This is a genomic window from Cryobacterium sp. M96 (genome assembly GCF_002929845.1).
GTDB classification, from domain to species: domain Bacteria; phylum Actinomycetota; class Actinomycetes; order Actinomycetales; family Microbacteriaceae; genus Cryobacterium; species Cryobacterium sandaracinum.
The window spans coordinates 12,537-25,457 of record NZ_PJJS01000031.1; the positions used below are offsets into that span (position 1 = coordinate 12,537).

Sequence of the window (12,921 nt, forward strand, 5' to 3'; positions counted from 1 at the left end):
GCAGCATCCGTCGTTCACCGCGAGGTCATACGATGGAAGGCTCATGATCCCCGTCGAAGTCACCTTCCCACCCGAGCTTCCGGTCAGCCAGCGCCGGGAGGATATCGCGCGCGCCATCCGTGACAACCAGGTGGTCATCGTCGCCGGCGCGACGGGTTCCGGCAAGACCACCCAACTGCCGAAGATCTGCCTCGAGCTGGGCCGGGAGAACATCGGCCACACGCAACCCCGCCGTCTCGCCGCGCGCACGATCGCTGAACGCATCGCCGAGGAACTCGGACAGGAAGTCGGCCAGACGGTCGGCTACCAGGTGCGGTTCACCGACCAGGTCGGCCCGGACACCCGCATCAAGCTGATGACCGACGGCATCCTGCTCAACGAGATGCACCGCGACCGTCTGCTGCGGAAGTACGACACGATCATCATCGACGAGGCGCACGAGCGCAGCCTCAACATCGACTTCCTGCTCGGCTACCTGCGTCAGCTGCTGCCGCAGCGCCCCGACCTCAAGCTCATCATCACCTCCGCGACGATCGACCCGCAGAGCTTCGCCGAGCATTTCGCCACGCCCGACGGCACGCCGGCCCCGATCATCGAGGTCTCCGGGCGCACCTACCCGGTGGAGATCCGCTACCGGCCGCTGGTCGTCGAGGCGATGGACGGCGACGACGACGACACGACGGATGCCGCGCCCACGGTGGACAGGGACTACATCGAGGGAATCTCCGCCGCGCTCGATGAGCTCGAACGGGAGTCCAACGGCGATGTTCTGGTCTTCCTCAGCGGTGAGACCGAGATTCGGGACGCCGCGGACGCCCTGCAGGGCAAGTACGCCTCCTCGGGGCGCACCAGCCCCACCGAGATCCTGCCGCTGTACGGGCGGCTCTCCTCCGCCGACCAGCACAAGGTGTTCCAGCCGTCTAAGGTCGCCGGCGTGCGACGCCGCATCGTGCTGGCGACGAACGTGGCGGAGACCAGCCTGACCGTGCCGGGCATCCGCTACGTCATCGACGCCGGGACCGCCCGGATCAGCCGGTACAGCGTGCGCTCGAAGGTGCAGCGGCTGCCGATCGAGGCCATCTCGCAGGCCTCCGCGAACCAGCGCTCGGGCCGAAGCGGCCGCACCAGCGACGGTATCGCCATCCGCCTCTATTCGGAGGAGGACTTCACCCGCCGGCCTGAGTACACCGAGCCGGAGGTGCTGCGCACGAACCTGGCCGCGGTCATCCTGCAGATGATCTCGCTGGGCCTCGGCGACATCGCCGCGTTCCCGTTCCTCACCCCGCCCGACTCGCGCGGCATCAAGGACGGCCTCGACCTGCTCGCCGAGCTCGGCGCGGTGGCTGCGCTCACCGCCGGCCACAAATCCGGCATCTCCAAGCCCGGCATCTCCAAGCCCGGCATCTCCACACTGACCCGCATCGGCCAGCAGCTCGCAAAGCTGCCCATCGATCCTCGGTTCGGACGAATGGTGATCGAGTCGAAGACGCAGGCGGTGAGCCGCGAGGTGATGGTGATCGTCTCCGGGCTCACCATCCAGGACCCGCGCGAACGGCCCCTCGAGCGCCGCGCGCAGGCCGACCAGCAGCACGCCCGGTTCACCGACCCGACGAGTGACTTCCTGAGCCTGCTGAACCTCTGGAACTACCTCGAGACGCAGCAGAAGGAGCTCGGTTCCAGCGCCTTCCGACGCCTCTGCAAGAACGAGTTCCTCAACTATCTGCGCGTGCGCGAATGGCAGGACGTGTACAAGCAGTTGCGCCAGATGGCCAAGCCGCTCGGTCTCCACATCGGGGATCCCAGCGTGAATCCCGATGGGATCCACCGTTCGCTCCTCGCCGGTCTGCTTTCCCACATCGGTCTCAAGGACACCGCCAAGAAGGACTACATCGGCGCGCGCCAGCAGCGTTTCGTGATCTTCCCGGGCTCGGCGCTCGCGAAGAAGCAACCGAGCGCCGTGATGAGCGCGGAACTGGTCGAGACCAGCCGCCTGTTCGCCCGGATGAACGCGGTCGTCGACCCCGCGTGGGCCGAGCCGCTCGCCGGCGACCTCTGCAAGCGCAGCTACTCCGAGCCGCACTGGGAGAAGAAGCAGGGCGCGGTCGTCGCCTACGAGCGGGTCACCCTGTACGGGGTGCCGATCGTGCCGCGCCGCCGGATCCAGTTTTCCCGGGTCGACCCGGCCTACGCTCGCGACCTATTCATCCGGCACGCGCTCGTCGAGGGTGAATGGGACCTTGACCGAATCGACCAGCGCGTCACGGCCTTCGACCGGGCGAACACGAGCCTGCGCAAGGAACTCGCCGAACTCGAGGAGCGCACGCGGCGCCGTGACATCCTGTTCGACGACGAGGCCGTGTTCGAGTTCTACCAGAAACGCATTCCCGCCGACGTATGCTCATCGCGCACGTTCGAAACCTGGTGGCGCCAGGCGCGCACTCAGACGCCCGATCTGCTCACGATGACCGCCGAGGCACTGGTGCCCGAGGACGCGCCGGAGATCGACGAGGCCGTGTTCCCGCCGATCTGGCGCCAGGGCGACCAGAAGTTCGCGGTCAGCTACCGGTTCGAGCCCGGCGCGGACGACGACGGCGTGACCGTGCAGATCCCGCTGGCCCTGCTCGCGAGGCTCTCTCCCACCGGCTTCGACTGGCAGGTACCGGGCCTCCGCGCCGACCTGGTGACCGCACTGATCAAGTCGCTGCCCAAGAGCATCCGTCGCAACGTGGTGCCGGCGGGGGACTGGGCCAAGCGACTGCTGAACGAGTTGCCGCCGGCGCCGGGCGAGGTCTCGGTCGGGGTGTCGGGCCTGGGCGAAGCCACCCGCGGCTCCATGTTCGACCGCGACGATGTCCCCTTCACCGAGACGCTCGCCGCCCTGATCCAGAAGCTCACCTACGTGTCCGTGAAGGCGAACGACTTCGAGCTGGTCCGGGTTCCGGCCCACCTTCGCATGACGTTCCGTGTCGTGGACGAACGCGGTCGCCCGAGCGCCTCCGGCAAGGACCTCCTGGAACTGCAGCGCCGGCTCGGCACCCAGGCCCGCGAGAGCGTGGCCGCGGCATCCGCTGCCACCCCCACCAATGCGATCGAGCGCACCGGACTCACCACCTGGGATTTCCCGGAGCTGCCCCGGTTCCTCGACACCAGGCAGGGTGACAACACCATCCGCGGCTACCCGACCCTCGTCGACGAGGGTGCGTCGGTGGCGATCCGCATGATGAGCACGGAGGCCGAGCAGGCCCGCACCCTGCCCGATGGCGTGCGTCGCCTGCTGCTGCTCGCCACGCCCTCCCCGGTGGCCTACGTGCAGCAGCACCTCACCGGGGCAGAGAAGCTCAGCCTGGCCACCAGCCCGTATCGCACCACCCAGGCGCTGTTCGACGACTGCCTCGCGGCGAGCGTCGACGACGTGCTTTTCCGGGTGAAGCCCGGCGGCCAGGTGTTCATGCACGCCGAGTTCGACACCATCCGGGACCGGGTATCCGGCGTCGTGATGGATTCCATGTTCGATACGGTGGGCCTCGTCGCCCGCATCCTCGCCGCCGCGCGCGCCGCCGACAGGGCGCTCAAGGCGTCCACCAGCATGGCCCTGCTCCCGGCCCTGACGGATGCCCGCGCGCAGCTGACCGGGCTCGTCTACCCCGGTTTCGTGAGCGCCACGGGACTCGTGCAGCTGCGGCACTTGCCGCGATACCTCGGCGGCATCACCGCGCGCATCGTGAAGCTCAGCGACAATCCGAGCCGCGACCGGGTCTGGATGAATGAGAGCCAGGCAGCCACGGGCCGGTTCGAGGATGCCGGCGGCACGATCCCCCTGCAGGCGAACGCGGCCGCCAACCTGGTGCGTGCGCGCTGGCTGATCGAGGAACTTCGGATCAGCCTCTTCGCCCAGGAACTGAAGGCCGCGGAGCCCGTTTCCCTCCAGCGGATCCACAAGGCCCTGACCGGCTGAGGTCTCCGTCGTTCTCGGTATCCGGCACCGCTGCGCTGGATCATCGGTAGCCCACCTGCTTGAAGTCAGCGTTGAGGTGGTCCTCCAAACGATCCCTCATCGATACGGGTCCGGGCTGGGCTCCTGGCGGGGCTCCTGGCGGGGCTCCTGGCGGGGCTCCCTTGGAAGGCGTATATAACTACGATAAATCCTTAGTTTTTTCTAGGCTAACATGGTTTATTTGTTCACAATGAGATAAACTCGGGTTGGTGATCAACCTCCTGGAACAGCCCGAAGCGAATGCCGCGCACGGCCTGTCCGCGGCGGCTCGGGCGGTCGCGGGGCTGCATGCTCTCGCGGCGGGGCTCGGGGAATCCCTGCGGTGCTTGGCGGTGCGCGGTCTGGACGACGACGGCCTCCTGCAGGTGACCACGGCGGTCGAGGTCCTCGGCCGGCGGGTCGACGCGCTGCGGGTGGCGGCCGCGGCGGAGGTCGCCGACCGGTCCCGGCCCGAGCTCGGCACCGGGCAGCTCTCGGCGAAGCTGGGCTGCCGCACCGCCGGAGAACTACTCGAGCGCCTGACGCTCGTCTCCGGGCCGACCGCGGGGCGACGGACGCGGTTGGGCACGCAGCTGCGCACCGGCCGCTCCCCGGGGTGGCGAACCGCTGCCGCCCACCTTCCCCGCCACGGCCATCGGCCTGGCCGCCGGGGCGATCGGCGTCGACACGGCCGACGCGATTCTCACCGCGTTGACGCCGACGCTGCGGTGCACCGACCTGGACTTGGTGCAGGCAGCCGAGAGCGAGCTGGTCGCCTCGGCCACCGGCACCAGCTCCGAGACCCCGGTGCCGGCGTCGGCGGATGAGATCCGGTTGCAGGGTGCGGTCTGGAGGGCCGTGCTCGCGCCCGACGGGTCCCGACCAGCGGCGCCACGACGTGCTCGCCGTGATCCTCGACGTCGTCTCCCGGGCCGGGGAGGCCCCGACCATCGGCGGCGCCCCGGCCACGGTTCTGGTCAGTGTGCGGGAACAGGACCTGAACGCGGACTTCGGTCAGGGCCGCGGCGTCGGCTGGATCGACGGCGTCGAAACCCCGATCTCGATCAGCGCCGTCACGGACCTGATCAGCAACGGCGGTCAGCAGAAAGTCGTCATCACCGACGAGGGACGCATCATCGCCCTCGGCTCACCCGAACGGTGCTTCACCGCCGCGCAACGCCGGGCGATTCAGCTCCGCGACGGCACCTGCATCATCCCAGGCTGCAAAATCCCGGCCGGGATGACCGAGATCCACCACGTGATCCCGCACTCCGAGGGCGGACCGACGCACACCGACAACAGCGTCTGTCTGTGCTGGTGGCATCACCGCTAACTCGCCGCCTCCGGCTGGGCAATCCGGATGGTCCGCGGCGCCGTGCAGATCATGGCACCACCCTGGCTGGAGACCGGGGCCCGCAAATGGCGGAACGAGACCAAGTCCCGCCCCCGAATGACGGACGCGGCCGAACGGGAAAACGGATAGGGGGTCCCTGGCCCCTGGTCTCGACATGCTCGACAGGCTCGACATGCGTTCGCTTTTTCACCCAGCGACAGTGGGACCGCTCCGCTTAGGCTGTAGGCATGGAATTCCGCTATCTCGGTTCATCAGGCCTGAAAATCTCCGAAATCACCTACGGCAACTGGCTCACCCACGGTTCGCAGGTCGAGAACGACATCGCCACGCAGTGCGTGCATGCCGCGCTCGACGTGGGGATCACCAGCTTCGACACCGCCGACGTCTACGCCAACACGAAGGCGGAGTCCGTTCTCGGCGACGCCCTCAAGGGCCACCGCCGCGAAAGCCTCGAGATCTTCACCAAGGTCTATTGGCCGACCGGCCCGCGCGGCCACAACGACGTCGGGCTGTCCCGCAAGCACATCATGGAGTCGATCAACGGTTCTCTGACCCGACTGCAGACCGATTACGTCGACCTTTACCAGGCCCACCGCTTCGACACCGAGACCCCACTGGAGGAGACGATGCAGGCCTTCGCCGACATCGTTCGGCAGGGCAAGGCGCTCTACATCGGCGTCAGCGAGTGGACCGCCGCGCAGCTGCGAGCCGGCCACGCCCTCTCCCAGGAGTTGGGCTTCAGCCTGATCTCGAGCCAGCCGCAGTACTCGATGCTGTGGCGCGTCATCGAAGACGAGGTCGTGCCGACTTCGCGCGAGCTCGGCGTCGGCCAGATCGTCTGGTCCCCCGTGGCCCAGGGTGTGCTCACCGGCAAGTACAAGGCAGGCCAGGCCCCGCCGGCCGGCTCGCGCGCCACCGACCTCAAGGGCGGCGCCGACATGATCAGCCGCTTCATGAACGACGACGTGCTCACCCGGGTGCAGAAGCTTGAGCCGATCGCCGCCGACCTCAACCTGTCGATGGCGCAACTGGCCGTGGCCTGGGTGTTGCAGAACGACAACGTCTCAGCAGCCCTCGTCGGAGCTTCCCGCCCCGAGCAGGTGCGCGAGAACGTCGAGGCCGCGGGAGTGAAGATCCCGGCCGAGAGCATGAGGCAGATCGACGAGGTACTCGGCGACGTCGTGGAGCACGATTCCGCGATGACCGCGGCTACCGCACCGCAGAGCCGCCCGGCGTAGGGCAGGCTCGGCGTCACACTGCTCGGCCCGAACGAGAGTCGCCGTTTGTGCCGAGAGTCGCCGCAACGGCGGGTACTCTCGGCACAAACGGCAACGGTGGCTGCGGTTTTCCTAGAGCAACATTTCTAGAGCACCATTTCTAAAGCACCTTCGACAGGAACGCCTGCGTGCGGCGGTGCTGCGGGTTCGTCAGGATCTCGTCCGGGTCGCCCGCTTCGACGACCACACCGCCGTCCATGAAGACGAGCGAGTCGGCGACCTCCTTGGCGAAGCCCATCTCGTGGGTGACCACGATCATGGTCATGCCCGATTTGGCCAGACCCTTCATCACGTCGAGTACCTCGCCGACGAGCTCAGGGTCGAGCGCGCTGGTCGGCTCGTCGAAGAGCATGAGCTTGGGTTCCATCGCGAGTGCGCGGGCGATCGCCACCCGCTGCTGCTGCCCACCCGACAGGTGCGCCGGGTAGTAGTCGGCACGTTCGGCCAGACCCACCCTGGCCAGCAGATCGAGAGCGCTCCGCTCCACCTGGGCCTTCGGCAGCCCCTTCACCCGGATCGGCGCCTCCATCACGTTCTCTAGCGCCGTCATGTGCGGAAACAGGTTGAACCGCTGGAACACCATGCCGATGTCCCGTCGCTGACGGGACGCTTCCTTGGGTGCCATCTCGTAGAGCTTGCCGTTGGTCTCCCGGTAGCCGATCAGCTCGCCGTCGACGCTGAGCCGACCGGCGGAAAGCACCTCGAGGTGGTTGATGCAGCGCAGGAACGTGGACTTACCCGACCCACTGGGCCCGACCAGGCACATCACCTCGCCACGCTTCACCTCGAGGGAGATGCTCTTGAGCACCTCGTTCGAGCCGAAGCTCTTCGATACCTGCTCGGCCAGAACCATGGGAGGAATCGTGACGGATGCCCCGGCCTGCGTGTTCACGTCGGTCATTTCACGCCTCCGGGGTTGGCTGGTGGATCGTTCTCGCGCGGCGGTGCGATCACCGACGGCTGCCCGGAACCGATGACGGGGACGACCCCGGTGAGGGTTCCCGTTCCGGTGCCGACGGCATCCTTGCGATCCGGCTGCCGGTCGCCCACGCCGCGGGCGAACCGCTTTTCGAGGAAGTACTGGCCGACCATCAGGATGGACGTGAAGAACAGGTACCAGATCGAGGCCACGATCAAAAGCGGGATCGGGTTGAACGTCTCCGCGGAAATATCCCGCGACCGGGTGAACAGCTCGAAGCTGAACGGCACGGCGGTGACGAGCGACGTGGTCTTCAGCATCGAAATGACCTCGTTGCCCGTCGGCGGGATGATCACGCGCATCGATTGCGGCAGGATCACCCGCGTCATGGTCTGCGACCAGCTCATTCCGAGCGCCGTCGCAGCCTCCTCCTGGCCGCTGTCCACGGCCAGGAGGCCGGCGCGCACGATTTCAGCCATGTAGGCCGCTTCGTTCAGGGCCAGCCCGATGATGGCGATGGTGAACGTGCTCAGTGCCGCGTTGGTCGAGAAGGACACCCACGGGTCCATGAACGGGATGCCGATGTCGATGCTCGAGTAGATCAGCGAGATCAGACCCCAGATCGTCAGCTGCACGTAGACCGGGGTGCCACGGAAGATCCACAGGTAGAACCAGGCCAGGCTCTTCACCACGGGGTTGGGCGAGAGCCGCATGACGGCCAGGATCACCCCGAGGACGATCGCGATGACCATGGAGTACACGGTCAGCTGCAGGGTCACGACGGCCGCCTGCGAGATGCGGCGGTCGAAGAGGTACTTGCCGACGGCGGGCCAGTCGTAGGCCGGCCGGAGCGCGGCGTCGACGACGATGGAGACGAAGACCACCACGAGCAGAATGGCGAACACCATCCTCCACGGATGCCGCAGCTTGATGGCCTTGATCGGCACCGATGGGGCCGGTTCCCCGGGCGGGCGGGTTGCCCCGCCCGCCTTCGGTGGAGTTGTGATGCTCATACGTTATCCGTTCGACGCGGCGTTGATCGTGATCGTCTCGATCGCACCATCCGCGACGCCCCACTCGTCGAGGATGTCACCGTAGGTGCCGTCGTCGACCATGGACTGCAGCGCAGCCTGCACGGCCTTGGTCAGCTCGGAGTCCTTGGCGACCACGATGCCATACGGCGCCACATCGAAGGTCTCTCCGGCCGGCTGCAGCTTGCCCTCGGTCTGGGCGATCGCGTAGAGAGTGACGGGCGAGTCGGCGCTGAGCGCGTCGGCCTGGCCCAGCACGACCGCGTTGGTGGCCTGGTCCTGGGTGTCGTACTTCAGCTTGTCGATCGCCGGCTTGCCGGCCGCGACGCAGGCGTCACTCTTGGCCGGCACTTCGTCGGTGTCCTCATACGTGGTGGCCTGCACGGCGACCTTCAGCCCGCAGGCGTTGTCCGGATCGACGTCGTTGCCGACGGCCGAGGCCCACTGGATGCCGGCGACGAAATAGTTGACGAAGTCGACCTGCTTCTCCCGCTCGACGTTGTCGGTGAAGGAGGACACGCCGATATCGGCCTTGCCGCCCGTCACGCTCGGAATGATGTTGTCGAATTTCGCGACCTGGAATTCCGGCTCCAAGCCGAGCTTGGCTGCGACGGCCTCAGCGATCACGATGCCCCAGCCGATCGGCTCACCGGCTTCGTTCTTGAACTCGTTGGGAGCGTAGGTCGGGTCGGTCCCGATGACGAGCGTGCCGGAGTCGGCGACCTCGGCGGGAAGCATCGCGGCGGCGGCGTCGTCCACGGCGATCTCACTGGCGGAGGAGGCGGCCGTCGCTCCGCCCGTGGTGTCCGTGGAGTTGTCCACGCAGCCGGTGAGTAGGAGTGCCGTGACGGCGGCGAGAGCCGGGAGCAGGTATTGAGCGCGCATTGCGTAACCTTTTTCGTGGTTGTCGGATGTGTCTGGTTCGTCTTTGAGGTCCGTTAACGGAATTCGACAAAAGCGAGCATATAACAGCACGCTCACGCGGATTCCGTGCGCAGATAACGTTTTGGGCCAGCCCTACTGAGCGTGGACGGGCTTCCCCGTGTCTCAGTATGACCGGAAGCGTGTTTCGCGCGGATTTCACGCCCGCGGGTCGCCCGTCGCGACCGGGCGGCCCGGCAGGTTGGACCACTGCGACCACGAGCCGGGGTAGAGCGCCGGTGAGAACCCGGCGATGGCCAGAGCGGCCGCCTCGTGCGCGGCGGTGACGCCGGAGCCGCAGTAGACGCCCACCGTGCCGCCCGCCGTGACTCCGAGCGCCTCGAACCGGGCGCGCAGTTCGGCGGCCGGGAGGAAGCGCCCGTCGAGGGTGAGGTTGTCGGCCGTGGGCGCGCTGATCGCGCCGGGGATGTGGCCGGCACGAGGATCGATCGGCTCCGTGTCACCGCGGTAGCGCTCCGCAGCGCGGGCGTCGAGGAGCGCGCCGGTCTGCGCGAGCGCGGCGGCGGCATCCGTGTCGAGCACAGGGAGCACCCCGTCGGAGAGGGTGATCGTGCCCGGACGGACCGTTTCCGCGCTCAGCTCTGTTGTGGCCAGCTCGCCGACCGCGAGCGGCAAGCCGGCGGCGCGCCAGGCGGCGAGCGCCCCGTCGAGAAGCAGCACGTCGCGCACCCCGGCGTGACGCAGCAGCCACCAGGCACGGGCTGCCGACACCCCGCCCAGGTCGTCGTAGACCACGACCGTGTCGCCGTCACGAAGCCCCCAGCGGCGCGCGGCTGCCTGCAGCGTCGCACGGGTGGGCAACGGATGCCGCCCGTCGGCCGGTTCGCCGGGCCGGGCCAACTCGGTCTCCAGGTCGACGTACACGGCGCCGGGGATGTGGCCGGCCCGGTATTCGTCCGGCCCGGGAGGGCCACCCAGCTTCCAGCGCACGTCCAGCACCCGAACGTCGCTTTGGGACTCAAGCATGGCTGCCAATTCGTCGGCCGTGATCAGTATTCGCACGCGCTCACGCTACCTCGGCGGACGTAGACTTGAGTAGGTGAGCAGCTACTGGACCCTTTTGAAGACTCCGGGCGTTGCTCGCGTCATCGCCGCACAACTGACAGCTCGGTTCCCCTTTGGGATGCTGTCGCTCGCGTTCCTGATCCACATCGAGCAGGTCTTCGACTCCTATGGCGCCGCCGGCCTCGTGCTGGGTGCCATGAGCATCGGCCAGGCCGTCGCCGGGCCGCTCACCAGCCGACTGATGGGCCGCTGGGGCATGCGTCCGGTGATCACGGCCACCCTCGTCGTCTGCGCGACCTCCATCGTGACAATGGCTCTGGTCAGCATGCCCATTTATGTTCTGATGGCCGTGGGGCTCATCGCCGGGTTGTCCACACCGCCGATTCAGCCGGCCGTGCGCACCATCTACCCGAAGATCGTCAACTCCCGCCAGCTCACGCCGCTGTTCTCGCTCGACGCGTCGGCCCAGGAGATCATCTGGGTGCTGGGCCCGGTGATTGCCACGTTCGTGGCCATCCAGGTCAGCCCGGTCGCCGGCATCCTGCTCGCCGCCATCTTCCTCATCGGCGGCGGCGTCTGGTTTCTGGTGCTGCCCGAGGTCGGCCGGGTGCGCATCCCCCGTAGCCGCCGCAAACTCGGCGTCGTTCTCAAACGCCCGGCGGTCATGCTCAGCACCATCGTCGGCTTCATGCTGGTAGCCGCCTGCGCCTCGGTCGAGGCGGGTGTGGTGGCCGCGTTCGGGCACGGCAGCGCGGACTCGGGCTGGGTGCTCGGCATCTTCGCTCTCGGCTCGCTGATCGGCGGGCTCGCCCTCGGCCACGCCCCGATCGGCCCTTGGGCGTTGGCCGCACGGATGCTCATCGTCACCGTCGGCCTCGGGCTCGCCACCCTCGGGCTCAGCTTCTGGTGGCTGGCCGCCACCCTGCTGCTGGCGGGAATCGGAATCGCGCCGGCCTTTGCCGTTCTGTTCGGCATCGTGTCCGCGAGCGTCAAGTTCAGTGACACCGCGGAGGCCTACGGCTGGGTGGGCACCGGCCAGCTGATGGGCGCCGCCCTGGGTTCCGCCATCGCCGGTTTCATGATCGACCAGAGCGGCGCCACGGCGGCCATCCTGGTCGCGGCCGGCTTCGCGGGGCTCGGCACGATCATCCCCGCGCTCGGCCGGCGCTGGCACCCCGACCTGCGCGGTCGCGATGCGAGCCCGCTCCCCGACACCGCACCGATCCAGGTGCAGGTCTCCTAGCCGCCTCCGCTCATCGCGCGGTGAACCGACACAATTGCGGGGTTGAGCGTCCCGCGCACCCCTCAATCGTGTCGTTTCACGCCTCGGCGCAGTAGGACGAGGTTAGATGGGGGAATGACGCTCTCACCGTTACTTCCCCTGCATGACGGACACGGTATCCCCCAGCTCGGGCTCGGCGTGTACAAGATCGCGGATGCCTCGGCGGCCGACGCTGTGCGGGTCGCCCTGGAGGCCGGTTACCGCCACATCGACACCGCGGCGCTCTACGACAACGAGACCGGCGTCGGCCAGGGTATCGCCCGCTCCGGCCTGCCCCGTGAGGACGTGTTCGTCACCACGAAGGTCTGGAACGACCAGCACGGCTACGACAAGACCCTGCGCGCCTTCGACGTGAGCCTCGGCAAACTCGGCTTCGACTACGTCGACCTCTTTCTGATCCACTGGCCCGCACCCCGCCAGGACCTCTTCGTCGATACCTGGCGCGCCCTCGAGACGCTGCGCGCCTCAGGTCGCGCCCGGTCGATCGGGGTGTCCAATTTCCAGCCGCACCACCTGGACCGTCTGCTGGCCGAAACGGATGTCGTTCCGGTCCTCAACCAGGTGGAGCTGCACCCGTGGCTGCAGCAGTCCACCGTGCGCGAGTACGACGCGGCCCACGGCATCCTCACCGAGGCCTGGTCGCCGTTGGCCCGCGGCCGCGCGATCGGCAACGAGACCCTCGACGCCATCGGCGCCCGGCACGGCAAGACGGCCGCACAGGTGGTCATCCGCTGGCACCTCGAGCTGGGCAATGTGGTGATTCCGAAGTCGGTGACACCGGTGCGCATCCGGGAAAACTTCGACGTCTTCGACTTCACACTCAACGCCGGCGACCATGCCGCCATCGCCGCCATCGACGCCGGCCAGCGCACCGGCAGAGATCCCGACGACCTGGACTGAATCTCGGCTCGACCCGGATCGGTGCCCGCGGGTCGCGCTGAGGGCCCCGCGCCACTCTCCCGCGCCCCTCTCCGCACGCCTGACGAATTCGACGGAGATTTCGACCGAATCCCGCCCAAACAAGCCGGAAACCGGCTTCAACCCAAAAATCTCCGTCGAATTGGTTCGCCGGAGCCGCAGTGCCTTGCGACAATGCCGCCCCCACAGGTCCACGCGAGAGTCCCCGTTCCGGTCGAGA

Annotated in this window: 10 protein-coding genes; 6 read left to right on the plus strand and 4 right to left on the minus strand. The window is 67.7% G+C overall.

Going from position 1 to position 12,921, the window contains the following annotated elements:
- Window positions 1-43 precede the first annotated feature (43 nt).
- From hrpA to CXY79_RS02370, 4 genes are all read left to right on the plus strand, one after another.
- Window positions 44-3,955: an ATP-dependent RNA helicase HrpA gene (gene hrpA, locus CXY79_RS02355; protein WP_104099557.1), complete on the plus strand. Its 3,912-nt coding sequence runs from the start codon at window positions 44-46 to the stop codon at window positions 3,953-3,955.
- Between the two features lie 248 nt (window positions 3,956-4,203).
- Entirely contained in the window at window positions 4,204-4,800 is a 597-nt protein-coding gene (locus CXY79_RS16335) for a hypothetical protein (protein ID WP_233191162.1), read from the plus strand.
- Window positions 4,797-5,306 (plus strand): HNH endonuclease signature motif containing protein, encoded by a 510-nt coding sequence (locus tag CXY79_RS02365; RefSeq protein ID WP_104099559.1) that lies wholly within the window; start codon window positions 4,797-4,799, stop codon window positions 5,304-5,306. The genes CXY79_RS16335 and CXY79_RS02365 overlap by 4 nt, the downstream gene beginning before the upstream one ends.
- 248 nt (window positions 5,307-5,554) lie before the next feature.
- The gene (locus CXY79_RS02370; protein ID WP_104099560.1) at window positions 5,555-6,565 is read left to right on the plus strand and encodes an aldo/keto reductase family protein; all 1,011 of its coding nucleotides are present in this window, start codon (window positions 5,555-5,557) and stop codon (window positions 6,563-6,565) included.
- A gap of 139 nt (window positions 6,566-6,704) precedes the next feature.
- On the opposite strand, the gene CXY79_RS02375 is transcribed toward CXY79_RS02370, so the two are convergent.
- From CXY79_RS02375 to CXY79_RS02390, 4 genes are all read right to left on the minus strand, one after another.
- Entirely contained in the window at window positions 6,705-7,505 is an 801-nt protein-coding gene (locus tag CXY79_RS02375) for an amino acid ABC transporter ATP-binding protein (protein WP_369827922.1), read from the minus strand.
- Window positions 7,502-8,536: an amino acid ABC transporter permease gene (locus CXY79_RS02380; protein WP_104099561.1), complete on the minus strand. Its 1,035-nt coding sequence runs from the start codon at window positions 8,534-8,536 to the stop codon at window positions 7,502-7,504. Before CXY79_RS02380 ends, CXY79_RS02375 begins: the two co-directional genes overlap by 4 nt.
- Window positions 8,537-8,539: 3 nt before the next feature.
- A complete protein-coding gene (locus CXY79_RS02385) occupies window positions 8,540-9,439 on the minus strand; it encodes an ABC transporter substrate-binding protein (RefSeq protein WP_104099562.1) in 900 nt (299 codons plus the stop codon).
- Between the two features lie 195 nt (window positions 9,440-9,634).
- Complete coding sequence (locus tag CXY79_RS02390; RefSeq protein WP_104099563.1) at window positions 9,635-10,498, minus strand: sulfurtransferase; 864 nt, start codon at window positions 10,496-10,498, stop codon at window positions 9,635-9,637.
- 37 nt (window positions 10,499-10,535) lie between these two features.
- Between CXY79_RS02390 and CXY79_RS02395 the strand changes: the two genes are divergently transcribed.
- Together CXY79_RS02395 and CXY79_RS02400 are read left to right on the plus strand one after the other, a co-directional pair.
- Window positions 10,536-11,744, plus strand: a complete 1,209-nt coding sequence (locus tag CXY79_RS02395) for an MFS transporter (RefSeq protein WP_104099564.1) — start codon at window positions 10,536-10,538, stop codon at window positions 11,742-11,744.
- Between the two features lie 114 nt (window positions 11,745-11,858).
- A complete protein-coding gene (locus CXY79_RS02400; RefSeq protein WP_104099565.1) occupies window positions 11,859-12,683 on the plus strand; it encodes an aldo/keto reductase in 825 nt (274 codons plus the stop codon).
- The last annotated feature ends 238 nt before the right edge of the window (window positions 12,684-12,921 follow it).

What these genes read in the sequence shown, in the direction of transcription:
- hrpA (WP_104099557.1), top strand. Translation starts at nt 44, where the DNA reads ATGATCCCCGTCGAAGTCACCTTCCCACCCGAGCTTCCGGTCAGCCAG.
- CXY79_RS02365 (WP_104099559.1), top strand. Translation starts at nt 4,797, where the DNA reads ATGAGATCCGGTTGCAGGGTGCGGTCTGGAGGGCCGTGCTCGCGCCCG.
- CXY79_RS02370 (WP_104099560.1), top strand. Translation starts at nt 5,555, where the DNA reads ATGGAATTCCGCTATCTCGGTTCATCAGGCCTGAAAATCTCCGAAATC.
- CXY79_RS02375 (WP_369827922.1), bottom strand. Translation starts at nt 7,505, where the DNA reads ATGACCGACGTGAACACGCAGGCCGGGGCATCCGTCACGATTCCTCCC.
- CXY79_RS02380 (WP_104099561.1), bottom strand. Translation starts at nt 8,536, where the DNA reads ATGAGCATCACAACTCCACCGAAGGCGGGCGGGGCAACCCGCCCGCCC.
- CXY79_RS02385 (WP_104099562.1), bottom strand. Translation starts at nt 9,439, where the DNA reads ATGCGCGCTCAATACCTGCTCCCGGCTCTCGCCGCCGTCACGGCACTC.
- CXY79_RS02400 (WP_104099565.1), top strand. Translation starts at nt 11,859, where the DNA reads ATGACGCTCTCACCGTTACTTCCCCTGCATGACGGACACGGTATCCCC.